The organism is Amycolatopsis sp. NPDC004169 (genome assembly GCF_040610315.1).
Taxonomy (GTDB): domain Bacteria; phylum Actinomycetota; class Actinomycetes; order Mycobacteriales; family Pseudonocardiaceae; genus Amycolatopsis.
Map to the genome: position 1 here is coordinate 69238 of NZ_JBEXMD010000006.1, position 25412 is coordinate 94649.

Here is a 25412-nt window from a genome sequence, read left to right on the forward strand (position 1 = left end):
CCATTCATCCGGCCGTCCGGGCGGCCTGAGCCTGGCAGCGCGGCGGGGGAATAGTCAACCGTCCCGGCCCGGAGCCAGCCCGCTGGAGCAAAGCGCCTCGACCGATTCGTGATCCGACGGCGGGCGAGAGGAGCGATGGGCGTCGAGGGGTGCGGTGGCCGCGTCGCCGAACGCAGCGTCGCTCTCGGACTCGTCGACGGCGAACGGCGTGGCGCAGGTGGACGGTCCCGGTCGGCGGGTGTGGTGCGCGGGCAGCTGCCTCAGTACGCGTGGAACATCGTGTCCTCGCCCGTGTACTCTGCCCAGCCCGGCGAGCCCGTCGTCGCGAAGCGGTGCCAGGCGCCGTTCAGCTCGGCCGCCAGCTCGATCGGCGGGTTCTCGCCGAGCAGGCCCCTCGGCCCCGAGAGCGCGTCCAGCGCTCCGAACACGAACGGCAGCTCCAGCCCGTGGCACGCTCCCAGCCTGCCCTCGAGCAGCGGCGAGCCCCATTCGAACTCGTAGCGGAACGTCCGGCCGGTGTGGTTGGCGGCCAGGTCGCGCACGCCGTCGCGGAAGACCAGGTCCGTCAGGGCCTCCACCAGGATCTCGCCCGCCGTGCGCCCCGAGCCCAGGCCGTACGCGTAGAGCACTCCCGCGGGGTCCGGGTGGGACACCGCCAGGGAGGCCACCGCCTGGTCGTCCGTGACCGCCTCCAGCGCGCCCGTCGGCACCAGGTAGAGCCGCATCTCTTCGCTGCAGCTGCCCACGATCAGGTCGACATCGCGGCCCGCGCCCGCCTTGATCGCCTTGGCCGGGTGGTGCGGCAGGACGTCGTCGCCGATGACCGGGAGGAAGGGGCTGAGCCCGTAGCCGCGGTCGTAGCCCAGTGCGTCGCGCAGGTCGGGGGCGCCGCCCGGGCGCAGCACCGCGTCCTGGGCGTCGAGCAGCTGCTCGGTCGACACCTTGCGGAACGCCTCCGCCGTCGGCTCCACCTTCAGCTCGTCGGCGACGACCTTGGCCAGGCGCCGGGCCTGCACGCCGTCGCGGACCATGTCCGGGTGTCCGCTTTGGACGATCGCGCGGCGGAAGAGCCCGGTCGAGAGGGGCGAGCCGAGCAGGCACGCGACGCTGACCGCGCCCGACGCGGCGCCGAAGAGGGTGACGTTGGCCGGGTCGCCGCCGAACGCCGTGATGTTCTCCCGCACCCAGTGCAGAGCCGCGAGCTGGTCGCGCAGGCCGAGGTTGGTCGCCCCGCCGTCCACGGGGAGGAAGCCGTCGATGCCGAGGCGGTACTGGACGGTCACCACGACCGCGCCGGCGCGGGCGAACGCCGTGCCGTCGTGGACCGCGGCCGACGCGGCGCCGCCGAGGAACGCGCCGCCGTGCACGAACACCAGCACCGGCAGGGAAGCGGCGCCCGGCTGCGGGGTCCAGACGTCGACCGTCAGGTACTCCGGTCCCGGGCGCCAGCCGGTGCCGGTGAGCGGGGTCAGGTCGAGGCCGGGTACGTCGTGACGGCGTTGCGGCGCCGTCGGCCCCGGTCTCCGCGTGTCGCGGACGCCCTCCCACGGTGGTGCGGGGACGGGTTCGGCGAAGCGCAGCTCGCCTTCGGGCGCGGCCGCGTACGGGATGCCGCGGAAGAGCACCACGCCGGCGGGGGTGACCTGACCGCGGACCGCGCCGGACGTGGTGGGGACGACGGGGTCGGTCATGCGCGGGTCCCTTCGTGGACTGTCGGGGGAATTGCCCGTCAGCCTAGGACCGCGGACGGGCCGCCGTCATGGGCGTTCCGCCTCCGGGGTTGTCGCGGATGGATAACGGCGGCGGGTCCGTTCGGCCGAAAGGACGCCGCCGCGCATTCCCGGTGCGGTGTGGGCAGGGCGCTGGGGACGCCCTGCCCACACCGTCAGCCTTCGAGGAGGTCCTCGATGGTGATCGGGATGTGCCGCACCCGGATGCCGGTGGCGTTGTAGACGGCGTTGGCCACCGCCGCCGCCATGCCGACGGTGCCGATTTCGCCGAGGCCCCGCGCGCCCACCGCGTTGTGCAGGGTGTCCGGGTATTCGACGAAGTGGACGCCCACCTCCGGGATGTCGGCGTTGACCGGCAGCAGGTAGCTCGCGAAGTCGCCGTTGGCGAGCCGTCCGTTCGCCTCGATCTCCAGGCCCTCGTGCAGCGCGGCCGAGACACCCCAGATCATGCCGCCCATGATCTGGCTGCGGGCCGCCTTGTCGTTGATGATCCGGCCCGCGTCGAAGACCCCGAGCATCCGGGACACCCGTGCTTCGCGCGTCCACTTGTGCACCCGGACCTCGCAGAACTGGGCGCCCCACGAGGCGAAGGAGTGCTTGGTCATCTCCTCGCCGGGGGCCGACGTCCCGGTCACCTCGAGCGTTTCGCGGCCCACCGCGCGCAGCAGCTCACCGAACGTCATCGACTCGCCGTCGGCGAAGACGCGGCCGTCGGCGTAGGTGACCTGGCGCCCGGCGAACGGCGCGCCGGGCTCGGCGGCGAGCGCCGTCAGCTCGTCGATCGCCTTGGTGGCGGCGAGCATGATCGCCGTGCCCGCGCTCGCCGTCGCCGTCGAACCACCGGACATCCCGCCGGGCGGGAGGGCGGAGTCGCCGAGGCGCGGGGTGATCCGGTCCGCCGGGATGTCCAGCGATTCGGCGCCCACCAGGGAGAGCACGGTCAGCAGGCCGGTGCCCGGGTCCGCGCCGCTCGTGGCGACGTCGGCGGTGTCGTCCGCCCGCAGCGTGATCCCGACGGTGGCCGGGAACCGCAGGGCCGGGAACACCGCGGTGGCGACACCCTGGCCGACGAGCCAGTCGCCGTCGGTGCGCGTGCCCGCCGGGCGGTGCGCCCAGCCGAACCGGTCGGCGCCGATCCGGAAGCACTCGTCGAGGTGCTTGCTCGACCACTGCAGGTCGTGGCCGGGCGGAGCGGTCGAGTTGTTGCGCACGCGCAGCTCGATCGGGTCCATGCCGAGCTTTTCGGCGAGCTCGTCGATCGCGCTCTCCAGCGCGAACGAGCCGGGTGCCTCGCCGGGGGCCCGCATGAACGTGGTCGGCGGGACGTTCAGCGGCACCATCCGCTGCGTGATCGACAGGTTCTTCGTGGCGTACCACTCGCGCGAGGTGCCGTGCGACGTCGGTTCGACGAACGACCGCGCGGTGTCGGTGTGGCACCACGAATCGTGCCGCAGGGCGACCAGGGTGCCGTCCGGCTCGGCACCGATCGCGAGCTTCTGGATCGTCGAGGCCCGGCCGGCGGTGGCGGTGAAGACCTGTTCGCGGGTCAGCGCGGCCTTCACCGGGCGGCCCAGTGCACGGGCGGCCGCCGCGGCCAGGAACGCCGGCGTGGACGTCCGTCCCTTGCCGCCGAACGCGCCGCCGACGAACGGGTTGAGCGCGTGGACGGCCTCCCGCGGCACGCCGAGCGCGACGGCCAGTTCGGTCGCCTGCATGTCGGAAGCCTGGTTGCCGCTGTAGACGGTCAGCTCGCCGTCGTCCCACACCGCGACCGCGGAGTGCGGCTCCATCGCGGCGTGGTTCTGCGTCGCGGTCGAGTAGGTCGCCTCGAGGACCACCGGGCTCGCGGCCAGCGCGGCATCGATGGATTCGACGCCGTCTTCGAGCACTTCGATTTCCGGGGGAGCGCCGTTGAACGTCGGCGGCGCCATCTCGGCCTCGTCGAGGAACTCGGTGAGCGAGGTGCGGGCGGGCCGCTCGCGGTAAGCGACCTTGACGAGGGCCGCGGCGTCCCTGGCCTGCTCGAACGTCTCCGCGACGACGAAGCCGATCGGCTGGCCGTAGTAGGAGACTTCCTTGTCCTGCAACGGAACCCACGTCTCGCCGAACACCGGCAGGCTCGGGGTGTTCAGGGGCAGCGGGTCGAACGGGGTGTACACCTCGAGCACGCCGGGCGCGCTCTTCGCCGCGGTGGCGTCCACGGCTTCGATCTCGCCGTTGGCGATCGTGCTGAGCACGGTGTAGCCGTAGACCATGCCGGGGAAGGTGTGGTCGGCGCCGTACTTGGCGCCGCCGGTGACCTTCAGCGGCGCGTCGAGCCGGGTGATCATCGGGAGCTCCCCTCGGTCAGTTCGAGCAGCGCCCGGACGATGGTGCGCTGCAGCAGCGGCACCTTGAACGCGTTGTCGGACAACGGTTGCGCGCCGTCGACGGCCGCCGCGGCGGCCGCTTCGAAGCTCGCCTCGGTCGCCGGGGCGCCACGCAGGGCCGCCTCGACGGACGGCAGCCGCCACGGCACCGTCCCGACGCCGCCGGCCGCGACCCGGGCGTCGGCGACGACCCCGTCCCGGACGTCCAGCGCGACGGCGGCCGAGCACAGCGCGAACTCGTAGGACTGCCGGTCGCGCACCTTGACGTAGGTCGAGTTCGCGGCCCAGTCCAGCCGCGGCACGACCACCTCGGTGATCAGTTCGCCGGGGCGCAGGTCGTTCTCGACGGCGGGGGTGTCGCCGGGCAGCTCGTAGAAGTCGGCCAACGCGACCTCGCGGGTGCCGGACGCGTCCGCCAGCCGCAGCCGGGCGTCGAGCGCGACCAGGGCGACGGCGACGTCACTGGCGTGCGTGGCCACGCACGCCTCGCTCGTGCCGAGGATCGCGTGCATCCGGTTGGCGCCGGTGAGCGCGGAGCAGCCGCTGCCGGGGACGCGCTTGTTGCACGGCATGGCGACGTCGCGGAAGTACGAGCAGCGCGTGCGCTGCAGCAGGTTCCCGCCGATGCTGGCCATGTTCCGCAGCTGCTGGGACGCGCTCAGCAGCAGGGCGCGCGAGATCGCCGGGTAGACGCCGGGGTGCGCGGCGATCGCGCCCATCCGCTCGAGCGCGCCGAAGCGCAGGCCGTCGGTGGTGTCGATGCCGCGCAACGGCACGGCGTTGATGTCGAGGACGTGCTCCGGCGTCAGGACGTCGAGCTTCATCAGGTCGACCAGGGTCGTCCCGCCGGCCAGGTAGGTGCCGGGCGTGGCGACCGCCGCTTCGACGGTGGTGGGTGCGGTCAGCTCAAAGGGACGCATCGGCCCGCCTCGCCTGCTCGACGGCCTTGACGATGTTCGGGTAGGCCGCGCACCGGCAGAGGTTGCCGGACATGAACTCCCGCACGTCCTCGACGTCCTGCTCGACGGCGGCGACCGCCGACATGATCTGCCCGGCGGTGCAGAACCCGCACTGCAGGGCGTCCTGGTCGACGAACGCCTGCTGCACCGGGTGCAGCCCGTCCTCTGTGGACAGTCCTTCGACGGTCGTCACCGGCTGCTTGACGGTGGCGGCCAGGGTGAGGCACGAGAGCACGGGCTTGCCGCCGACGTGCACCGTGCAGGCGCCGCACTGCCCGCGGTCGCAGCCCTTCTTCGGGCCCGTGACGGCGAGGCGCTCGCGCAGCGCGTCCAGGAGCGTGACGCCGGGATCGACGTCCAGGTGTTCGGTGGTGCCGTTGACTTCGAGTGAGATGTCCACTGGTCTCTTTCCGCGGAGCCGGGCGGGTTGCCCGACGGTGTGGTGGGGCGGTGAAGGCGGGAGCGGATAGTCATCCGCTTCACTCGGTCGCGAGGCTAGCGGATTACAATCCGCTTGGCAACGAGCCTGTCGTCCTGGAGCAGCTCCAGGTCTGGGCTAGATTCAGCGGGACGGCACGACCACCGGGAGGAACCATGTCGACCGGATCGGTCAGCCCGCGCCGAGCGGATACCCGGCGCAACCACGAGCGCATCCTCGTCGCGGCGGCGGCGTCCCTGGCCGACGCGGGCGAGGTCTCGTTCAACGCGATCGCCAAGCAGGCCGGCGTCGGCGTCGGCACGGTGTACCGGCACTTCCCGACCCCGGAGGCGCTGATCCTGGCGGTCTACCGGCGGGAGGTCCGGCACATCGTGGAGATCGTGCCGGTGCTGCTGGAGAAGCACCCCCCGGACGAGGCGATGCGCCTGTGGGTGACCGACCACGTGGCCCACTACATGATGACGAAGAAGGGCCTGGCCGACGCCCTCCGCACGGCAACGGCGGCTCGCGGCGAGCTGCCGGGCGACGCGTTCGAGGACATGCTCGGCGCGGTGGCGGCGATGCTCGAAGCCAACGCGGCGGCCGGAACGGTCCGCCCGGGTCTGACCCCGGTCCTGGTGATGCGCGGTCTGGGCGGCCTCTTGTGGCTGGACCCGAACGGCGACTGGCAGCGCGACGCGGCGGAGCTCGCGGACTTGTTGTGGCACGGGATGGCCGCGCACCCGGACTAGGCTTCGCCGTCGAGCCGCACGGTGACGGTGACCCGCCCGCGTGCATCGCGCCGCGCAACGGCGTGACCGGTGCGGCCGGTGTCATCGAGGTCGAGGGTGATGGGGCCGCCGTCGCCGGTGAAGTTGCGCCACCACGACTTCGCATCGGGCATCATCACGCCGATGGTGACGACCTCGCCATCCCGCCGGTAGCCGACGGGAGTGCTGAAGGTCCGCCCCGACCGGCGGCCGGTGTAGGTGATCTGGGTGAGGCGCCGCCGGACGAGCGGCCCCCACCGCGGTGACGTCCGGAGCGCGGCTACGCAGGTGTTGTACCGGGCGATCGCGGTTTTCGGGAGCGGGCCTCGGTATCCCACGGGAGCCTCCTTCGGGGGTGGTGTTGCCACCGTACCGGAAAACGGAGAGAGGTGTTCCGGTTGCCGGCTGGGCGGCTGGGGGCTCGAGGCCGCCGCCGGGAGGGGTCTTGCTGGGAGGGCCGTGGGACGGCAAGGTTTGCGAGCCCGGCGCGGGTGGCGGCCCGCGGCGGCGCGGCCCGGAGCGACCCGGATTCTGTGGTGGCCGACCGGCGGGCGACCGAGGTATCGCAGGCGACGGGGCTCGAGGTGAAAATCGGGCCGCTGCCGGCGCGCCCTTTTGCGGCTGCGGCTCGCGGGGGCGGACGGGCTGCTGGCTTGGGGAGCGGGCGGCCCGGTCGGTTGCGTGGCTCGGCTGGCTCCGGCGACTCCCGCCGAATCCGCGGCTTGCCTTGGGGTGACTCGTCTTTTGCGGATGCGGCCCGCCGGGCCGGCCCGCCGGGGCGGATGCGGCCCGCCGGGCCGGCCCGGCCCGGGCGCCTTTGGCGGCTCGGGGCGCCTCGGGCGGCCCGCGCGGCTCCTCGTTGCCCGGTAGCTCAGGAGATTTGCGCGGCTCCCGTGGCTCGGCGGCTTGGGCGATTGATACAGCCGGGTGTGGGGGAGCCCTGGCGGTTCGCGTGGCTCTTCGTGGCTCGGGCAGTTCTGGGGACTTTGGCGGTTATGTGGCTCGGGGTGGTCCCGGCGGGTTGCGTGGCTCCCCGGCCCCGGCCCCGGCCCCGGCCCCGGCCCCGGCCCCGGTCCCGGACCTGGCCTCGGCTCCCCGGCGGCTCGGCGGCTCGGGTGGCTGAGGCGGTTGTGTGGCTCGGGGTGGCTCCGGCGGGTTGGGTGGCTCCCCGGCCCCGGCTCCCCGGCGGCTCGGGTGGCTGAGGCGGTTGTGTGGCTCGGAGTGGTTCCGGCGGGTTACGTCGCCCCCCGGCCCCCCGGCCCCCCGGCCCCCCGGCCCCCCGGCCCCTCCGGCCCCCGGGCCCTCCGGCCCCTCCGGCCCCCGGGCCCTCCGGCCCCCGGGCCCTCCGGCCCCCGGGCCCTCCGGCCCCCGGGCCTCCGGGGCCCCCGGGCCTCCCGACCCCCGGGCCCTCCGGCCTCCCGGCCCCCCGGGCCCTCCGGCTCCCAGGCTGCTCGGGTGGCTCAGGCGGTGCTGCCGGTTCGTGCGGCTTCGACTGCCTTGGACTGCCCCTCCCGCGGCTGCGGCCTGCCCCTCGCCGGGGGCGGGGAGCCGGTGGAAGCGGGTCAGGTGGCTGTCGGGAAGTTGAACGCCGCTTCGGTGTGGGGCCAGCGGGTTGTTACCACCTTTGCGCGGGTGTAGAAACGGGTGCCCGCCGGGCCGTGGATGGGGCTTTCTCCTATCAGGGAGTCCTTCCAGCCTCCGAATGAGTAGTACGACATCGGGACCGGGATCGGGACGTTCACGCCGATCATGCCCACCTTGACCTCTCGCTGGAACTTGCGGGCCGCCTCGCCGCTTGCTGTGAAGACCGCCGTTCCGTTGCCGTACGGGTTGGTGTTGATCACCTCTATTGCCTCGTCCAGCGTTGCCGCTCGGATGATCGACAGCACCGGGCCGAAGATCTCGTCGCGGTAGGCGTCCATCTCCGGGGTTACCTCGTCCAGCAGGGACGGGCCGACGAAGAAGCCCTCCTCGTGGCCCTCCACCTTCAAGCCTCGCCCGTCCACGACGACCTTTGCTCCCTGTTCCGCGCCGCGGGCCACCGATTGCTCCACGCGCTCGCGGGCCGCCTCCGTGACCAGGGGGCCCATGTCGCTTGCCGGGTCCGTGCCGGGGCCTACCTTCACCTCCGCGGCCTTGCGCTGCAGGATCTCCACCAGCCTGTCGCCCGCCGAACCCACTGCCACGCCGACCGAGATGGCCATGCAGCGTTGGCCCGCCGAACCGAATGCGGCCGCCGTCAGGTGGTCCGCGGCGAACTCGAGGTCCGCGTCGGGGAGGACGACCGCGTGGTTTTTCGCGCCTCCCAGTGCCTGGACGCGCTTGCCCGCCGCCGTGCCGCGCTCGTGGACGTACTTGGCGATCGGCGTCGAACCCACGAACGACACCGCCGCGATCTGCGGGTGGTCCAGGATCGCGTCGACCGCCACCTTGTCTCCGTGCACGACGTTGAAGACGCCGTCGGGCAGGCCGGCTTCGGAATACAGCCGGGCGACGAAGTTCGAGGCCGACGGGTCGCGCTCGCTGGGCTTGAGGACGAACGTGTTGCCGGTGGCGATGGCGATCGGGTGCATCCACAGCGGCACCATGATCGGGAAGTTGAACGGCGTGATCCCGGCGACCACGCCCAGGGGCTGGCGGAAGTCGTGCACGTCGACGTCCCGCGACACCTGGTCGGAGAAGCTGCCCTTGAGCGCGTCGGCGATGCCGCAGGCGTACTCGACGACCTCGCGGCCGCGGACGATCTCGCCGCGGGCGTCCTCGATCACCTTGCCGTGCTCGGCCGAGATGATCCCGGCGAGCTCGTCTTCGTGGCGCACCAGCAGCTCGCGGAAGGCGAACATCACCTTCGTGCGCTGGGACAGCGACGAGTTGCCCCACGACTCGAACGCCTTGGCCGCGGCCGAGACTGCGGTGTCCACATCGGACGGCTCGGCCAGCAGCACCCGGGCCTGCCGCTGCCCGGTGGCCGGGTCGTAGACCGGCGCCGTGCGGGTCGAACCCGCCGGGGTGGCGGTGCCGTCGATCCAGTGCTCGATGGTGTTCACGGTGTCCTCCGGGTAGTGGCGCCGGTGCGAAATCACAGCAGTCCGACCGCGGTGTCGACGGCCTTGGCGACGTCGCCGTCGTGGGGGTAGAGCAGCGAGCGGCCGACCACCAGGCCCTGCACCGTCGGCTGGGCCAGGGCCCGCTGCCAGGCGGCGAAGGCCGCGTCCGGGTCCTTGACTTCGCCGCCGAGCAGCACGGCCGGCAGGGTCGAGGACGCCAGCACGCGCTCCATCTCCTCGACCACCGGGAGCTTGAGCCAGGTGTAGGCCGACGACCGGCCGAGGGCGGCGGCGATGGTGATCGACTTGATCACCGCGTCGGGGGAGAGGTCGTTTTGCACGCGCCCCTCGACCCAGCGCGACAGGAACGGCTCGACCAGCGCGATCAGCTTCCGGTCGGCCAGCTCGTTGACCGCCTTCGCGGTGTTCTCCAGGACGCCGGGCGTGGCCGGGTCCTCCAGGCAGATCCGGGTCAGGGTCTTGCCGCCGTCGAACCGCATCCGCTGGATCGTTTCCGCGTCGTAGCAGGCGAACCGGTCGTCGATCTCGAAGCTCGACCCGGCCAGCCCGGTGCGGTTCATCGAGCCGAGCACCGTCTTGCCGTCCAGCACGCCGAGCAGCAGCAGGTCGTCGATGACGTCCGGGGTGGCCAGGACGCCGGTGACGCCGGGGCGCTCCAACGCCAGGCACAGCCGCTCCAGCAGCTCGCCGCGGTCGGCCATCGCCGTCGGGTTGCCGCCCACGGCGTTCGCGCCGCGGGCCGGGTGGTCCGCCGCGATGATCATCATGCGGCCGGAGTGGTTGAAGGGTGACGCCGCCCGCGTGCGGTTCGCGGCCGCCTCGGCGATCGCGCCCGGATCGTGCACGCGTTGGGCGACGATGCGCCGCAGCACGTCGGTCACGGTTCCCTCCCAGCCCGAGGCGCGCCCTTCGCGCCTGTCGATGACGCTGCCGACGATTCCAGCGGCCCGGAACTTTGTCAAGACATATGGACAACACGTCATCCCAACAGGTGGCGTCGAGGCGGTACGCTGCCCCGATGAGCAAGCTGGACGCCACCTTCCCGGCCTGGGACGCGGGGCGCGAGATCGTCCTCGACCCGGGCAGCCCCGAGCCGCTGTACTTCCAGGTGTCCCGGCAGCTGCACGCCGCGATCGAGGACGGCAGGCTGCCGGCGGGCGCGCGGCTGGACAACGAGGTCGACCTCGCCGCGAGCCTGCGCCTCTCGCGGCCGACGATCCGGCAGGCGATCCAGACGCTGGTCAACCAGGGCCTGCTCGTGCGGCGGCGCGGGGTCGGCACGCAGGTCGTCCGCACGAAGGTGAGCCGGCCGCTGCGGCTGAGCAGCCTGTTCGACGACCTCGCCGGCCTGGGCGGCAAGCCGGAGTCGGCGGTGCTGGTCAACCGGGTCGAAGAGGCCGGGGCCGAGGTGGCCGAGCTGCTGGAGGCGCCCGGGCTGACGCACGTCCGGCGGCTGAAGCGGCTCCGCTCGACCGACGGCGAGCCGCTCGCGCTGATGAACAACTACCTCCCGGACGGGCTCGTCGACCCCGCCGACGACGAGCTGCGCGAGCGCGGGCTCTACCAGCTCCTGCGCTCGGCCGGCGTGCGGCTGCACGCGGCCGAGCAGAACATCGGCGCCCGGCTGGCCACCGAAGAGGACGCGGAACTGCTCGGGGAGACCCCGGGCGCCGCGCTGCTGACCATGCAGCGCACCACCTACGACGACGCCGGGCGGGTCGTCGAATACGGGTGGCACGTGTACCGGGCGTCCCGGTACACGTTCAACCTGTCGCTGACGAACGGGCCGCAGTAGGGCTCCGGCGCACCGCCAGCACCACCGTGTCGTCGGCGTGCTGCACCACGTCGTGCATCCGGGTCACCAGCTCGCGCGGCAGGTCCGCGGTCGGCCACGTGCGGTGGGCCGCCGCCAGCGCCAGCAGCCGGGCCTGGCCTTCGTCGATGTCCTTGCGGCTCTCCACCAGGCCGTCGGTGTAGAGCAGCACCGTGTCGCCCGGGGCCAGGACCACCTCGACCAGCTCGCGGCTGCCCGGATCGGGGAAGCCGACCCCGCGGCCGGGCTCCGTTGCCGGCAGCAGGCGGGCCGGCTCGCCCGCGGTGACCAGCACCGGCTCCGGGTGGCCGCCGTGCGCGAAGCGGGTCCGGCCGGTCGACGGGTCGATCCGGGCCAGCAGGACGGTGGCCATCAGGCCCGGCTCGATCGCGGCGAGGGTGTGCGACGCGTGGGCGATCAGGTCCGGGAACGGGTGCCCCTCCAGCGCGAGGGTCCGGATCGCGTGCGTGGTCGTCAGCGCGTGCCGGGTCGAGGTCACCCCGTGGCCGACCGCGTCGACCAGTGTCACGTGGACCTGGCCGTCGGGCAGGACGAACCAGTCGTAGAGGTCGCCGCCGGTGGGGGAGTCCTGGTCGGTCGGCGAATAGTGGACGGCCAGCTCCAGGCCCGGCACCAGCGGCGGCCGCGGGCGCAGCGCGTCCTCCAGTTCGCGGAAGATCGCCGCGTGCGCGCGGCGGAGCTGCTCGTCCCGCTGCTCCAGCTCGACGTACATCGCCAGCACGCCGCTGTTGGTCTCGGCGAGCTCGTGCTTGAGGTCCCGCTGCTCGTTGGCGAGGGTGTCGGCGCGGGCGACCAGCGCGAGCATCTCCTCGCGGGTCGCCCGGTCGTCGTCGAGGTCGGCGGTGGCCGTGGGCCTGCCGCCGGTGAGGTGCCAGGTCAGCGTGTCGCCGTCGCCGCGCTCGGGCAGCAGCGGCAGGGCGTTGCGGCTGCCCTGGCTGACGGGGTGGTCCAGCCGCACCGTGACGGCGAGCCGCCGGTCCGAGGCCGCCATCGCCACGTCCACGTTCTCGCCGGCGGTGAGCGCCGGTTCGGCGAGCAGCGTGACCGCGAGCACCAGCCGCCCGCGGTCGTCGGCGGGCACGCCGGCCCGGGTGCAGGCCGTGCGGAGGCGCCGCCGGATCCGGGCCAGGTCGGGACGCATCAGGCGGGCCTCTCCGCGCTCAGTGCGAGCATTGCCGCGTCGTCGCGGGCGTTCCGGTGCCGGTGCGCGAGGTCCGCGGCGAGCAGCAGCAGGTCCGGCGCCCGGCCGGGGACGCGCCAGCCGGTGCCGACGCCGTCGGTGTGCAGCACGACGACGTCGTCGTCGGCCAGCGCCAGGTGCCGGACCGGCGCCGACGGCAGGGTGAACCCGACGACGCCGGGCGTGCTGAGCAGCAGCCGGGACGGCCCGTCGCCGAGGCTCGCGCCGCTGACGTTGCCGACGCCGCAGAACTCGAGCCGCCGGGGCGCGATCCGCACGAGCGCGACCGCCGCGCCGCGGGTCGTGCGCAGCGCGCGGTGCATGTTCGTCAGCTGGTGGGGCAGCGGGCGGTCGGGGTTCTCGGTGAACACGCGCAGCGCGGCCTCCGCGGCTTCGGCGGCGTCCGGGCCGTGCCCGAGCCCGTCGGCGACGACGGCGGTCCGGCTGCCGGTGACGTCGGCCAGCGCGACGGCGTCACCGCAGAACTGCTCGCCGTCGCGGGGCAGGCGGAAGTGCCCGATCGCCCGGCGGGGCACCGGCGTGGCCGGGTCGAGCAGGCGGGCGGCGGCGAGCGTCCCGGCCGCGGGCGAGGACGTGATCCGGAACTCGGCCGCCATCCGCTTCACCGCGCCGAGGCCGGTGCCCAGGGTGGCGGTGGTCGTGTTGCCGTCGACCAGCCAGTGGTCGAGGTCGGCCATGCCGGGACCGTCGTCGGCGGCCAGCACGTCGACGCCGCGCCCGGTGAGCGACGCCTGCACGAACACCGAGCCGCCGTCGGTGTGCTTGTCGATGTTGCCGGCGAGCTCGGCCGCCACCACCGCGGCGCGGTCGGCCAGCACGCCCGCGAGCCCGGCCTCGTGGGCGGTTTCGCGGGCGACGCGGGCGGCGGCGTACCCGGCACTGGGGTGGTCGACGCGGATCCGGCGGGTCAGGCCGGCGGCGGTCGCGGTCATGGCTTCCAGCGCACGACCGTGACGGTGGTGCCGCGGCCCGGTGCGGTGTCGAGGTCGAACTCGTCGACCAGCCGCCGGGTGCCGCCGAGGCCGTGCCCGAGCCCGGCGCCGGTGCTGAAGCCGTCGGTCATGGCCTGCTCGACGTCGGCGATCCCGGGGCCCTCGTCGCGGACCCGGAGCCGGATCCCGATCCGCCCGGCCGGATCGCGGACCGCTTCGACGGTCATCGCGCCGCCCCCGCCGTGGATGTAGGCGTTGCGGACCAGTTCGCTGGCCGCGGTCACGATCTTCGTCTGGTCGACGATCGAGAACCCCGCGGCGACCGCGGCCGCCCGCACGGCGTGCCGGGCGGAGAGGAGGTCGCCCTCCACCCGGACCGGGTGCTCGCCGGACGGGACGGTCCGTTCGTCAGGGAGCATGGGGCGCCTCGGCGGGACGGCGCCAGCCCAGCAGCTCCATCGCCTGCTCCGCGTTGAGCGCGGTCCGGACGCCGGTGAGCTGGAGCCCGAGCTCGGTCAGGGTGAGCGCGACGGCCGGGCGCATCCCCGCCACGACCATCCGGGTGCCGAGCAGCCGCCCGGTGCCGGCCAGCTGCATGAGCACGCGGGCGACGAACGAGTCGATGATCTCCAGCCGGGAGATGTCGATGATGACGCCGCGGATGCCCTCGTTCGCGATCCGGGTGGTCAGCTCCTCGGTGAAGGCGAGGGCTGTCTTGTCGTCCAGGTCGCTCAGCAGCCCGGTGAGCAGGATGTCGCCCAGTCGCAGGATCGGCAGGCCGGCGTTCACCCGGTCACCGCGCCCGGGTGGGCGCCGTCGCCGAGCAGCTGCATCGCGGTCGCCAGCGCGTCGGCCAGCGAACCGCGGGTGACGATGTGCGAGAGGTCGATGCCCAGCTGCGTGATGGTCTGCGCGATCGAGGGGCGGATGCCGCTGATCACGCACTCCGCGCCCATCAGCCGGACGGCGCTGACGGTCTGCAGCAGGTGGTGCGCGACCGCGGTGTCGACGGTCGGGACGCCGGTGATGTCGATGATCGCCACCCGCGCCTCGTTGGCCTGGATCGACTCCAGCAGGCTGTTCATCACGACCTGGGTGCGGGCGCTGTCGAGCGTGCCGATCAGCGGCACGGCGAGGACGTGGCGCCACAGCCGCACGACGGGCGTGGACAGTTCGAGCACCTGGCTGTGCTGCTCGCGGATGATCTGCTCGCGGCCGGCCGAGTAGACCTCGAAGGTCAGCACGCCCGCGCTGTCGAGCAGCTCGTTGACCAGCAGTGCGGCCCGGTAGCGGAGGGCGGAGTCGTCGGTGTGCCGCTCGATCGAGCTCAGCATCGTGCGCTTGAGCGCGAGGATCGCCATCGCGGTGGCCGACGGCTGGGCGCCCGCGCGGGCCCGGCGTTCCGACAGCGACGTCAGCGCGTCGCGGACCGCGGGGTCCTGCTCGACGATCCGGGACACCGGGAGCGTGCCGCCGAGCGCGGTCCGGAGGGCCTCCAGCAGCTCGACGGCTTCGCGCCGCAGGTCCTGGCCGTTCCGGTCGCTGCCGCCCGGCTCCTGGCCCGCCCAGTCGCGGGCCAGCGCGGTCCGGTCCTCTTCCAGCATGCGCGCCAGGACCGTGCGGACCTGGCTGTCGTCCGTGCCCAGCACCGACCCCTCCTCGGATCATCGAGGCGCGCTCTGCTGTACGCCGACTGAGTGATTGTCATACAACAACAGTTGTATCACGAACGCAAATCGGGGAGGTCCCCGGCCGCCTCCGCAAGGGCCCGGTACTCCCGCAGCCCGGCGGCCAGCGCGTCCCGGCCCGCCGGCGTCATCTTCGCCAGCAGCGCCTGGACGCGGTCCCGGCGCCGGGCCCGCAGGTCCTGCAGGTACGCGCGCCCGCGGTCGGACAGCCGCAGCGTCAGCTCGCGCCGGCTGCGCGCACTGGGCAGCCGCTCGAGGAACCCGACCGCCTCCAGCCGGTCGCACAGCCTGCTGACCAGCGGCGGCGTCGAGCCGAGCTGCTCGGCCAGCTGCCGCAGGTTGACCCCGTCGTGGCGGTCCAGTGCGACGACCGCGCGCAACTGGGAAACCGACAGCGGCCGCGGCGACACGTCCCGCTCGCCCTCGACCACCGACTCGAAGAGGCGGGCGAGGTCCGACACGGCAGCCGTCCCCTCCGGGACGGCCTGCTCGCGGGATGGATCCACGGCGTCCACTCTGGCATCCCTATGCTGAACCGGCAGCACAGCTCGCGCGACTCGCCGTGGACCGGCGCGCCGGAGCGGCGCAGACTCGACAGAACCGATCCCGGCACGGGTGCGTGAGCAGGAGGCAGGCGTTGGACAGATCCCTGGCGGTGGAGCGTCTCCTGCGGGACGTGCCACCGCACGACCTGCCCGGTGCGCTGCGGTCCGGGCTGGGTGAGCACTTCGGTGCCGAGGCGGTCGAGCTGCTGATGGCCGACTACGCCCTGACCGAGCTGTGCCGGGTGAGCGACCGGCCGTACACGACGGAACCGATCCCGGTCGAGGGCACGACGCCGGGAGCGGCGTTCGTCGCGCAGGCGGCGACGTTCGCCCGCGACGGCGACCGCATCACCGGCTACCTGCCGGTCAGCGTCCGCGGCGACCGGCTCGGCGTGCTGGCCGTCACCTTGCCCGACGAACCCGAGCCGCCGGTGTGGGCCGAGCTGCAGCGGATCGCCGAAGCGGTGGCGCACGAGCTGTTCGTCGCCGACCGGGACACCGACCTCTACATCCAGGCGCGCCGGTCTTCGCGGCTGACGCTCGCCGCGGAGATGCAGTGGCAGCTGCTGCCCGGGCGCGCCTGCACCCGCGCCGAGTTCGCGCTCGGCGGGCAGCTGGAGCCCGCCTACGCCATCTACGGCGACTGCTTCGACTGGTCGGCGTCCGCGCGGACGCTCGCCGTCACCCTGATCAACGGCATGGGCGAGGGCAGCGAAGCGGCGTTGCTGACGAACCTCGCGGTCAACGCCCTGCGCAACGCCCGGCGCGCCGGGATCCCGCTCGACGCCCAGGCCGAGCTCGCCGACCAGGCGGTCTACGCGCACTACCGCGGCGCCGAGCACGTGGCCGCGCTGCTGCTGGAGTTCGACCTCGGCACCGGCGAGGTGGCGGTGGTCGACGCCGGTTCGCCGCGGCTGTGGCGGCTGCGTGACGGCAAGGCCGAGCGGATCCTGTTCGACGAGCAGCTCCCGCTCGGCACGTTCGACGGCACGATCTACACGGTCGAGGGCTTCCACGCGGCCGACGGCGACCGGTTCGTCTTCGTCAGCGACGGCGTCTACAACGCGATGGGCCCGCACGGCGAGCGCTACGGGGACCGCGAGCTGGCCGAAGCGGTGACGGCGACGGCGGACCTGCCGGCGGCGCACGTGCCGGGCGCGATGCTGCGGGAGCTGTCCACCCGCCGCCACGGCAGCCAGGCCGAGGACGACGCCATGGTGGTGTGCCTGGACTGGTTCGGCTCGACGCCCTTGTCCGGGACCGGGAAGGAACCGGCGATGACCGTGCGGCGGATCGACGAGGCGCCGTAGCCCGGACCGGCGGTGGGTGTGTGAACCGGCGGCGGCCGGGAACACGGACGGGGAGAACCACCCCCGCACCCGAGGAGCCACCGTGTCCGAGCAGCCCGCCCAGCAGCAGACCCCGCCCGGGACCACCGCCGCGATGACGCCGCGGCCCGATCACGGCGAGCACAGCTACCGCGGGTCGGGCAAGCTGACCGGCAAGGCGGCGCTGATCACCGGGGCCGACAGCGGCATCGGCCGTGCGGTGGCGATCGCCTACGCCCGTGAGGGCGCCGACGTGCTGATCTCCTACCTCGACGAGCACGAGGACGCGGAGGAGACGCGGCGCTGGGTCGAGGAGGCCGGGCGCAAGGCCGTCGTCGTGCCCGGTGACGTCGCCGACCCGGCGCACTGCCGGGCCTTGGTCGCCCGTGCGGTCGAGGAGTTCGGCCGGCTCGACGTGCTGGTGAACAACGCGGCCTTCCAGATGAGCCACGAAACGCTGGAGGAGATCAGTGACGAGGAGTGGGACCGGACGCTGGCGATCAACCTGAGTGCGTTCTTCTACCTGGTCAAGGCGGCCTTGCCGCATTTGAAGCCGGGGGCGTCGATCATCGGGAGTTCGTCGGTGAACTCCGACAACCCGACCCCGCAGTTGCTGCCGTATGACGTGACGAAGGCCGGTATCGCGAACATGACCGGTGCACTGGCTCAGCTGCTGGGGTCGAGGGGGATCCGGGCGAACAGTGTCGCGCCGGGGCCGATCTGGACGCCGTTGATCCCGTCGACCATGCCGGAGGAGGCGGTGAAGTCCTTCGGTGAGCAGGTGCCGCTGGGGCGGGCCGGGCAGCCGGCCGAGCTGGCGCCGGTGTATGTGCTGCTGGCCTCCGACGACGGCAGTTACGTCTCCGGCGCGCGGGTCGCGGTGACGGGCGGCGTGCCGATCCTCTGATCCGCCGGGAAAGCCGCCGGGGCCCGGGGCTCCGGCGGCTTTCGCGTGCTCAGCGGCCGCGGGGGTCGTCGCTGTCCCCCTGCTCGTCGGGCTGGGTGGCGCCGGCCGCCACCTCGAACGGGGACGGCTTGCCCTCGGGGTGCCCGCGGGTGATGTGGCCTTCCGCGCGCATCCGTTCGATCATGTGCGGGTAGTGCAGCTCGAACGCCGGGCGCTCCGACCGGATCCTCGGCAGCTCCAGGAAGTTGTGCCGGGGCGGCGGGCTCGTGGTGGCCCATTCGAGGGAATTGCCGTAACCCCACGGATCGTCGACGCCGACGGGCTCGCCGTAGCGGTAGCTCTTGAACACGTTCCAGATGAACGGCAGCACCGAAAGCCCGAGGATGAACGCGCCGATGGTGGACACCGTGTGCATCCAGGTGAAGCCGTCGCTGGAGAGATAGTCGGCGTAGCGGCGGGGCATGCCGGCGTCGCCGAGCCAGTGCTGGATGAGGAACGTCGTGTGGAAGCCGATGAACGTCGTCCAGAAGTGCCACTTGGCCAGCCGTTCGTCGAGCATCCGGCCGGTGATCTTGGGGAACCAGAAGTAGATGCCGGCGAAGGTGGCGAAGACGATCGTGCCGAAGAGGACGTAGTGGAAGTGGGCGACCACGAAGTAGGTGTCGTGGACGTGGAAGTCCAGCGGTGGCGAGGCGAGGATGATCCCGGTCAGCCCGCCGAGGAGGAAGGTGACCAGGAAGCCGACCGACCACAGCATCGGTGATTCGAAGGTCAGCTGTCCCTTCCACATGGTGCCGATCCAGTTGAAGAACTTGATCCCGGTCGGCACGGCGATGAGGAAGGTCATGAAGGAGAAGAAGGGCAGCAGCACCGCCCCGGTGGCGAACATGTGGTGGGCCCACACGGCCACCGAGAGTGCGGTGATGCCGATGGTGGCGAACACCATCGTCTTGTAGCCGAAGAGGGGCTTGCGGCTGAACACCGGGATGATCTCGGTGACGATCCCGAAGTAGGGCAGCGCGACCACGTAGACCTCGGGGTGGCCGAAGAACCAGAACAGGTGCTGCCAGAGGATCGCGCCGCCGTTTTCGGGGTCGAACACGTGGGCGCCGAGGTGCCGGTCGGCCATGAGTCCGAAGAGGACCGCGGTGAGGATCGGGAACGCGAGCAGGATCAGCACCGACGTGAACAGGATGTTCCAGGTGAAGATCGGCATCCGCCACATGAGCATCCCGGGGCAGCGCAGGCACACGATGGTGGTGACCATGTTGACCGCGCCGAGGATGGTGCCGAGGCCGGTGACGATCAGGCCCGCGATCCACAGGTCGCCGCCGACGCCGGGGGAGTGGATGGCGTTGGACAGCGGCGTGTAGGCGGTCCAGCCGAAGTCGGGTGGGCCACCGGGGGTGAGGTACCCGGAGAGGACGACCAGGCCGCCGAACAGGTACAGCCAGTAGGAGAACGCGTTGAGCCGCGGGAAGGCCACGTCCGGTGAGCCGATCTGCAGCGGCAGGACGAAGTTGGCGAAGCCGAACAGGTTCGGGGTGGCGTAGAGCAGCAGCATGATCGTGCCGTGCATGGTGAACAGCTGGTTGTACTGCTCCGGTGACAGGAACTGCAGGCCGGGCCGGGCCAGCTCGCCCCGCATCAGCAACGCCGTCAGGCCGCCGATCAGGAAGAACCCGAAGGACGTCGTCAGGTAGAGCACACCGATCGTCTTGTGGTCGGTGGTCCGGATGGTCTTGAGGAGCGTCGCGCCGCGCGGACCCCGCCACACCGGCCGGTGGGGGATCGGAGCCGGGCGTGCCACCGTGTCGGTCATCGGACTCCCACCTGGTGCCGGGAACGAACTGTTCCGGCGCGCGTACCCCGCCGGGGCGCGGCTACACGTGTCTTCCGGGGGAATCAGCCGCCCGGCCACCGCCGTGCGCGACCGGAGCGTGACGCCGGCGGGCGATTGGTGGCGGTCCGGCCGGGTATGCCCTCCCGCGTCGCGCCGGTGACCGGCCGGGCCACCGGGGCCCGGCCACGGCGCGGACCGTCGAAGGGAACCGCCATGTCCACCGCCACCAACACCCGCAGCCGGACACCCGTCCAGGTCGCCGCCGCGGTCGTCGCGGTCGTCTTCCTGCTGGTCGGCGTGCTCGGCTTCGTCCCGGGGATCACCACCCACCACGACCAGCTGAGCTTCGCCGGCCACGACTCGATGGCCATGCTGCTCGGCCTGTTCATGGTCTCGGTCCTGCACAACCTGGTCCACCTGCTGTTCGGCGTCGTCGGGCTCGCCTCGGCCCGCACCCCGCGCGGTGCCCGGCTGTTCCTCGTCGCCGGTGGTGCCGTCTACCTCGTCCTCTGGCTGTACGGGCTGCTCATCGACCACGGCAGCGACGCGAACTTCGTGCCGGTCAACACCGCGGACAACTGGCTGCACCTGGGCCTGGGCGTCGGCATGATCGCCCTGGGCCTGCTGACCGCCCGCGCCGGCCGCGCGGACGGCCCGGGCCCGCACGCGGCGCGGGGCCCGAGCCTCGGCTGACCGCCGGGTCAGGCGTGCGGCTCCTTGGTGCGCATCAGCACCGTCAGCGACCGGCCGCCGACCACCAGCTCGCCGTGCCCCTCGACGGTGCGCGGGGTGGAGAGCCGGTCGCCCGACACGCTGCCGACCAGGACGCCGCCGACGGACCGGTGGAACACCTCGCCCGCCGCCGAGTCCAGCACGATCGCCCACTCCTCGCCGTAGCCGTCGGGGATCGTCATCGTCAGGTCGTCGTCGTGGGCGTTGAAGCAGAGCAGGAACGAGTCGTCGAGGACGCGCTCCCCGCGGGCGTCGAGGTCGGGGATCGCGGTCCCGTTGAGGAAGACCATGATGCTGCGGCCGAAGCCGGCCTCCCAGTCCTGGTCGGTCATCTCCTCGCCGGCCGGGGTGAACCAGGCGATGTCGCGCAGTTCGTCGCCGCGGCGGATCGGGCGGCCGGCGAAGAACCGGCGGCGGCGGAACACCGGGTGCCGTCGCCGCAGGTCGACCACCGCCGAGGTGAACTCGAACAGCTCGCGGTTGTGCTCCAGCAGTGACCAGTCCACCCAGGACAGTTCGTTGTCCTGGCAGTAGGCGTTGTTGTTGCCCTGCTGGGTGCGGCCGAGCTCGTCGCCGTGCAGGAGCATCGGCACGCCCTGGGACAGCAGCAGGGTGGCGATCAGGTTCCGGCGCTGGCGGGCCCGCAGGTCGAGGACCTTTTCGTCCTCGGTCGGGCCCTCCGCGCCGCTGTTCCACGACCGGTTGTCGTCGGCGCCGTCGCGGCCGTCCTCACCGTTGGCCTCGTTGTGTTTCTCGTTGTACGACACCAGGTCGTTCAGCGTGAAGCCGTCGTGGGCGGTGACGAAGTTGATCGACGCGTACGGGCGGCGGCCGTCGCTCTGGTAGAGGTCCGACGAGCCGGTGATCCGCGAGGCGAACTCGCCCAGCGTCGCCGGCTCACCGCGCCAGAAGTCGCGGACGGTGTCCCGGTAGGCGCCGTTCCACTCGGTCCACAGCGGCGGGAAGTTGCCGACCTGGTAGCCGCCGGGGCCGACGTCCCACGGCTCGGCGATCAGCTTGACCTGGCTCACCACCGGGTCCTGCTGCACCAGGTCGAAGAAGGTGGCCAGCCGGTCGACGTCGTAGAACTCGCGGGCGAGGGTGGCGGCGAGGTCGAACCGGAAGCCGTCGACGTGCATCTCGGTGACCCAGTACCGCAGCGAGTCCATGATGAGCTGCAGGGTGTGCGGCTGGCGCACGTTCAGCGAGTTGCCGGTGCCGGTGTAGTCCATGTAGTACTGCGGGTCGTTCTCGACCAGCCGGTAGTAGGCCTGGTTGTCGATGCCGCGCATGGACAGCGTCGGCCCGAGGTGGTTGCCCTCGGCGGTGTGGTTGTAGACGACGTCGAGGATGACCTCGATGCCCGCCTCGTGCAGCGTCCGCACCATCGCCTTGAACTCGTGCACCTCGCTGCCCGGCGTGGCGGACATGATCGACGCGGCGTACTCGTTGTGCGGCGCGAAGAAGGCGATGGTGTTGTAGCCCCAGTAGTTCGCCAGGCCGCGCTCGGTGAGGGCGTGGTCGTGCAGGAACTGGTGGACCGGCATCAGCTCGACGGCCGTGACGCCGAGGGTCTGGAGGTACTCGATCATCACCGGGTGCGCGAGGCCGGAGTAGGTGCCCCGCAACTCCTCCGGGATGTCCGGGTGGAGCTTAGTCAGCCCCCGGACGTGGGCTTCGTAGACGACGGTCTCGTTGTACGGCACCTTCGGCGGCCGGTCGTTGGCCCAGTCGAAGTACGGGTTGACGACGACCGCGCGGACGGTGTGCGCCGCCGAGTCGTCGTCGTTGCGTTCTCCGGGGTTGCCGAACCGGTAGCCGAACACCGACTCGTCCCAGTCCACCTTGCCGGTGACGGCCTTGGCGTACGGGTCGAGCAGGAGCTTCGCGGGGTTGCAGCGCAGCCCGCGGGCGGGGTCGTACGGTCCGTGGACGCGGAAGCCGTACTCCTGGCCGGGGCCGACGCCGGTCAGGTAGCCGTGGTGGACGAAGCCGTCGACCTCCGGCAGCCGGACCCGGGTCTCGGTTCCGTCCGGGGCGAACAGGCAGAGGTCGACGCGGTCGGCGACCTCGGAGAAGAGGGCGAAGTTGGTGCCGACGCCGTCGTAATCGGCCCCGAGCGGGTAGGGGGAACCGGGCCAAGGCTGCACTGGGCCTCCACGGGTGCGAGTGATCTCCGCCGGGGATACCCAGCCGGTGCAGTTCGGACACCGTGACGTCGGCCTCCTCACCCGGACGCAGCAGCCGGTGCGGGACCGCCGGGGACGCGGTCCCGCACCGGGCCGGGTCAGGTCAGCTTGTTCTTGACTTCCTTGGCCTTGCCCTTCGCCGTGCCCTTGGCGTCCTGCAGCGGGGCGTAGGTGCCGAAGAGGGCGGGGTCGGGTTTGGGTGCGGTGCCGGGGCCGCCGAGGGGTTCGGGGTCCATGAGGTATTCGATGCCGGCGTCGGTGGTCCAGCTGGTGCCTTTGGCGCCGTCGGGGCCGTCGGAGAGGTGCCAGATGGTGTGGTTGTGGGTTTGGTCTTCTTCGTCGAGCAGGGCGCCGGGGGCGATGTCGCCTTCGAGGCCGTCGGCTTGGAGTTCTTCGATCGCGGCGAGCCACTGTTTCTGGTGGACGGTGTCGCGGGCGAGGTTGAACTGGAGCATGGCTTTGACGCCGGGGTCGTCGGTCATGTTGTACAACCGGGCGGTTTGGAGGCGGCCTTGGGCTTCGGCGGCGGCGTTGGCGCGGAAGTCGGCGAGCAGGTTGCCGGAGGCGATGATGTACCTGCCGTTCCAGGGGTAGCCGTTGCTGTCGGCGGGGAGGGCGCCGCCGCCGGCGACGATGGCTTGCTGGACGTCCATGCCGCCGAGGGTGGCGGCCATGACGGGGTCTTTGACGGCTTCGGCGGTGGCGGTGGCGGGGGCGCCTTCGAGGAGGCGGGCGACCATGGTGGCGAGCATTTCGACGTGGCCGATTTCTTCGGTGGCGGTGTCCATGATGAGGTCTTTGTACTTGCCTTCGATGCGGCAGTTCCAGCCTTGGAAGAGGTATTGCATGGTCACGGTCATCTCGCCGAAGGCGCCGCCGATGAGCTCTTGGAGCTTGCGGGCGTACACGGCGTCGGGCTTTTCGGGTTTGGCTTCGAACTGCAGCAGCTTCGTGTGACGGAACACGAGAATTCCTCCGTCGTCCGGGGTGGTACCGCCGCGAGGTCGGCGGTCCGGGGGGCTTTCCCGGTTAGCGGAGGGTTAAGCGCGGCAATCCCGGCGACTCTGCTCCGGCGCCGCGGCGCGGTAACGCACGGCGGGTGAGCATCGACAACGTCAGCGTCGCTGTGATAGTTGAACGCGGAATGTCTTATGGCGAGTGGAGCGATACGTGAGCGATCACCAGGAGCGGGTGCCGTCCTGCCGGCGGTACCAGTGCGACGAGCCGGCCCTCTGGCGGAGGATGTGCGCGGCTCACTGGGCTCGCTGGCAGAACGGGACCGACCCGCTGGACCAGCCGGGCGACGACGGCGAGTCCCCGGAACCCCGGGTCTGGCAGCCGCCGTTGCGGGAGACCAGCGTTTCGCAGCGGAAGCCCGGCCGGGCGCTGTGACGCCGGTGGGGAGCCCCGCCCGGGGACTCCCCACCGTGCGGTGGCTCAGCGGGTGGCGGTGAGCTCGGCCACGGTGACGCCGATCGGCGTGGTCGGGCGGCCGATCAGGGTGCGCAGGTCGGGCGTGGTCTCGGCGAGCAGGCCGTCCTTGATGTCGCCGTCGATCGCCACGAGGAAGCCGATGAGCGGCTCCGGCAGGCCGGCCTGGGTGAGGACTTTGGCGTGCTCGTCGCCCGGCAGGTCGACGTAGCTGATCTCGCGGCCGGTGGCCTTGCCGATCTCGGCGGCGAGCTCCGCGTTCGACCAGGCGACGTCGCCGGCGAGCTCGTAGATCTTGCCTTCGTGGCCTTCGCCGGTCAGCACCGCGACCGCGGCGGCGGCGTAGTCGGCCCGCGTGGCGCTGGCGACGCGGCCGTCACCGGCGCTGCCGACGAAGCTGCCGGTCCGGGCGGCCTGCTTGATCGTTTCGACGTAGTTTTCGTTGTACCAGTTGTTGCGCAGGATCGTGGCGGTCAGGCCGGACGCCTCGATCAGTTCCTCGGTCGCCTTGTGCTCCGGGGCCACCGCGAGCTTCGACGTCGTCGCCTTCGAGGCGCTGGTGTAGACGAAATGGCGGACGCCGGCCTGCTTCGCCGCTTCGATGACCGCCTGGTGCTGCGCGACGCGCTGACCGACTTCGCTGCCGGACACCAGCAGCACCTTGTCGGCCCCCTTGAGCGCGGTGTCCAGGCTGGCGGGGTCGGTGTAGTCCGCGCGCCGCACCTCGACGCCGCGTTCGGCCAGGTCCGCGGCCTTCTCCGGGGTGCGGACCGCGGCGACGACCTGGTCGGAGGGCAGCTTCTCGAGCAGGCCTTCGACGACGAGCTTGCCGAGGTGGCCGGTGGCGCCGGTGACGACGATCATGAGGACTCCTTGAATGTTCAAGTATCTGTCCCTGGAGGATGTACTAACTTTTCGAAAGTACCAACTCATTGTTAGCGCTGTCACATCCATTGTGCAAACTCTCAGGTAGCATCGAGCCGTGGATCGACAAGCTGACGCCGAGCACGAGGCCCTCGTCGCCGACGTGTTCAGCACCGCGTGCACCTCCCGGGCCGTGCTGGAACACGTGACCGGCCGGTGGGGAGTGCTGGCACTCGCCGCGCTGAACGACGGGGTGTTCCGGTTCAACGCCCTGCGCCGCCGGGTGCAGGGGGTCAGCGAGAAGATGCTCGCCCAGACGCTGCAGGCGCTCGAGCGCGACGGCTTCGTGCACCGGGAAGCGCGGCCGACGATCCCCCCGCACGTCGAGTACAGCCTCACGCCCAGCGGGCGGGAAGTCGCGCAGCGGCTGGTGGCGCTCATCGAGGTCATCGAGGCGAGCGTGCCCGGCGTGGTGGCGGCCCAGGCGCGGTACGACGAGGCGAAGACCGCGAGCGCCTGACGACCCGCCGAAACCCGTTGCGGGACAAGGCGGTCTCGAAACAGTTGAAATCGATGGCCGGTTGACCGGCCATTGCGCTCACGT

24 protein-coding genes are annotated in these 25412 nt (G+C 72.1%); 7 read left to right on the forward strand and 17 right to left on the reverse strand.

Annotation, left to right across the window (positions count from 1 at the left end):
- Positions 1–260 precede the first annotated feature (260 nt).
- From ABZX11_RS10145 to ABZX11_RS10160, 4 genes are all read right to left on the reverse strand, one after another.
- A complete protein-coding gene (locus ABZX11_RS10145; RefSeq protein ID WP_354911637.1) occupies positions 261–1691 on the reverse strand; it encodes a carboxylesterase family protein in 1431 nt (476 codons plus the stop codon).
- 194 nt (positions 1692–1885) lie between these two features.
- Entirely contained in the window at positions 1886–4060 is a 2175-nt protein-coding gene (locus tag ABZX11_RS10150) for a xanthine dehydrogenase family protein molybdopterin-binding subunit (protein WP_354911640.1), read from the reverse strand.
- On the reverse strand, positions 4057–5019 hold the full coding sequence (locus tag ABZX11_RS10155) for a xanthine dehydrogenase family protein subunit M (RefSeq protein WP_354911642.1): 963 nt from the start codon (positions 5017–5019) through the stop codon (positions 4057–4059). The genes ABZX11_RS10150 and ABZX11_RS10155 overlap by 4 nt, the downstream gene beginning before the upstream one ends.
- Entirely contained in the window at positions 5006–5458 is a 453-nt protein-coding gene (locus ABZX11_RS10160; RefSeq protein WP_091309052.1) for a (2Fe-2S)-binding protein, read from the reverse strand. The genes ABZX11_RS10155 and ABZX11_RS10160 overlap by 14 nt, the downstream gene beginning before the upstream one ends.
- A gap of 194 nt (positions 5459–5652) precedes the next feature.
- Between ABZX11_RS10160 and ABZX11_RS10165 the strand changes: the two genes are divergently transcribed.
- Positions 5653–6228, forward strand: coding sequence for a TetR/AcrR family transcriptional regulator (locus ABZX11_RS10165; RefSeq protein WP_354911644.1), 576 nt, complete (start codon positions 5653–5655; stop codon positions 6226–6228).
- On the opposite strand, the gene ABZX11_RS10170 is transcribed toward ABZX11_RS10165, so the two are convergent.
- The 3 genes from ABZX11_RS10170 to ABZX11_RS10180 form a co-directional block, all read right to left on the reverse strand.
- Positions 6225–6584 (reverse strand): hypothetical protein, encoded by a 360-nt coding sequence (locus ABZX11_RS10170; protein WP_354911647.1) that lies wholly within the window; start codon positions 6582–6584, stop codon positions 6225–6227. The genes ABZX11_RS10165 and ABZX11_RS10170 overlap by 4 nt on opposite strands.
- Before the next feature lie 1224 nt (positions 6585–7808).
- The gene (locus ABZX11_RS10175) at positions 7809–9293 is read right to left on the reverse strand and encodes a CoA-acylating methylmalonate-semialdehyde dehydrogenase (protein WP_354911649.1); all 1485 of its coding nucleotides are present in this window, start codon (positions 9291–9293) and stop codon (positions 7809–7811) included.
- A 32-nt stretch (positions 9294–9325) separates the two neighbouring features.
- Positions 9326–10195 carry an aldolase gene (locus ABZX11_RS10180; protein ID WP_176176475.1) on the reverse strand — a complete coding sequence of 290 codons (870 nt, stop codon included), beginning with the start codon at positions 10193–10195 and terminating at the stop codon, positions 9326–9328.
- 137 nt (positions 10196–10332) lie between these two features.
- Between ABZX11_RS10180 and ABZX11_RS10185 the strand changes: the two genes are divergently transcribed.
- Positions 10333–11109, forward strand: a complete 777-nt coding sequence (locus ABZX11_RS10185) for a GntR family transcriptional regulator (protein WP_176176476.1) — start codon at positions 10333–10335, stop codon at positions 11107–11109.
- Here the strand turns inward: ABZX11_RS10185 and ABZX11_RS10190 are convergent.
- The 6 genes from ABZX11_RS10190 to ABZX11_RS10215 all read right to left on the reverse strand — a co-directional run bounded on the left by ABZX11_RS10190 (position 11078) and on the right by ABZX11_RS10215 (position 15430).
- The gene (locus ABZX11_RS10190) at positions 11078–12289 is read right to left on the reverse strand and encodes a PP2C family protein-serine/threonine phosphatase (RefSeq protein WP_354911652.1); all 1212 of its coding nucleotides are present in this window, start codon (positions 12287–12289) and stop codon (positions 11078–11080) included. The genes ABZX11_RS10185 and ABZX11_RS10190 overlap by 32 nt on opposite strands.
- Positions 12289–13281, reverse strand: a complete 993-nt coding sequence (locus ABZX11_RS10195; RefSeq protein WP_354911654.1) for a SpoIIE family protein phosphatase — start codon at positions 13279–13281, stop codon at positions 12289–12291. The genes ABZX11_RS10190 and ABZX11_RS10195 overlap by 1 nt, the downstream gene beginning before the upstream one ends.
- Positions 13278–13700 carry an anti-sigma regulatory factor gene (locus ABZX11_RS10200; protein ID WP_176176479.1) on the reverse strand — a complete coding sequence of 141 codons (423 nt, stop codon included), beginning with the start codon at positions 13698–13700 and terminating at the stop codon, positions 13278–13280. The genes ABZX11_RS10195 and ABZX11_RS10200 overlap by 4 nt, the downstream gene beginning before the upstream one ends.
- A complete protein-coding gene (locus tag ABZX11_RS10205; RefSeq protein ID WP_354911656.1) occupies positions 13690–14070 on the reverse strand; it encodes an STAS domain-containing protein in 381 nt (126 codons plus the stop codon). Before ABZX11_RS10205 ends, ABZX11_RS10200 begins: the two co-directional genes overlap by 11 nt.
- Positions 14067–14930 (reverse strand): STAS domain-containing protein, encoded by an 864-nt coding sequence (locus tag ABZX11_RS10210; protein WP_176176481.1) that lies wholly within the window; start codon positions 14928–14930, stop codon positions 14067–14069. Before ABZX11_RS10210 ends, ABZX11_RS10205 begins: the two co-directional genes overlap by 4 nt.
- 74 nt (positions 14931–15004) lie before the next feature.
- A complete protein-coding gene (locus ABZX11_RS10215; protein ID WP_354912017.1) occupies positions 15005–15430 on the reverse strand; it encodes a MarR family transcriptional regulator in 426 nt (141 codons plus the stop codon).
- A gap of 176 nt (positions 15431–15606) precedes the next feature.
- On the opposite strand from ABZX11_RS10215, the gene ABZX11_RS10220 reads away from it, so the two are divergent.
- Positions 15607–16824, forward strand: coding sequence for a PP2C family protein-serine/threonine phosphatase (locus ABZX11_RS10220; RefSeq protein ID WP_354911659.1), 1218 nt, complete (start codon positions 15607–15609; stop codon positions 16822–16824).
- Positions 16825–16906: 82 nt separating this feature from the next.
- Entirely contained in the window at positions 16907–17749 is an 843-nt protein-coding gene (locus tag ABZX11_RS10225) for an SDR family oxidoreductase (protein ID WP_176176483.1), read from the forward strand.
- A 49-nt stretch (positions 17750–17798) separates the two neighbouring features.
- Here the strand turns inward: ABZX11_RS10225 and ctaD are convergent, their stop codons facing one another.
- Positions 17799–19571 carry a cytochrome c oxidase subunit I gene (ctaD, locus tag ABZX11_RS10230; RefSeq protein ID WP_354911665.1) on the reverse strand — a complete coding sequence of 591 codons (1773 nt, stop codon included), beginning with the start codon at positions 19569–19571 and terminating at the stop codon, positions 17799–17801.
- A 234-nt stretch (positions 19572–19805) separates the two neighbouring features.
- Between ctaD and ABZX11_RS10235 the strand changes: the two genes are divergently transcribed.
- Positions 19806–20285 (forward strand): DUF4383 domain-containing protein, encoded by a 480-nt coding sequence (locus ABZX11_RS10235; protein ID WP_354911668.1) that lies wholly within the window; start codon positions 19806–19808, stop codon positions 20283–20285.
- An 8-nt stretch (positions 20286–20293) separates the two neighbouring features.
- Here the strand turns inward: ABZX11_RS10235 and glgX are convergent, their stop codons facing one another.
- Complete coding sequence (gene glgX / locus ABZX11_RS10240) at positions 20294–22474, reverse strand: glycogen debranching protein GlgX (protein ID WP_354911671.1); 2181 nt, start codon at positions 22472–22474, stop codon at positions 20294–20296.
- Positions 22475–22611: 137 nt separating this feature from the next.
- Complete coding sequence (locus ABZX11_RS10245) at positions 22612–23478, reverse strand: manganese catalase family protein (protein ID WP_354911674.1); 867 nt, start codon at positions 23476–23478, stop codon at positions 22612–22614.
- Positions 23479–23683: 205 nt separating this feature from the next.
- On the opposite strand from ABZX11_RS10245, the gene ABZX11_RS10250 reads away from it, so the two are divergent.
- Positions 23684–23905: a hypothetical protein gene (locus ABZX11_RS10250; protein WP_254897270.1), complete on the forward strand. Its 222-nt coding sequence runs from the start codon at positions 23684–23686 to the stop codon at positions 23903–23905.
- Positions 23906–23950: 45 nt separating this feature from the next.
- Here ABZX11_RS10250 and ABZX11_RS10255 read toward each other — a convergent pair whose 3' ends face one another.
- Positions 23951–24808 carry an SDR family oxidoreductase gene (locus ABZX11_RS10255; protein WP_354911677.1) on the reverse strand — a complete coding sequence of 286 codons (858 nt, stop codon included), beginning with the start codon at positions 24806–24808 and terminating at the stop codon, positions 23951–23953.
- 118 nt (positions 24809–24926) lie between these two features.
- Between ABZX11_RS10255 and ABZX11_RS10260 the strand changes: the two genes are divergently transcribed.
- Positions 24927–25328, forward strand: coding sequence for a helix-turn-helix domain-containing protein (locus tag ABZX11_RS10260; RefSeq protein ID WP_354911679.1), 402 nt, complete (start codon positions 24927–24929; stop codon positions 25326–25328).
- Positions 25329–25412: the final 84 nt, after the last annotated feature.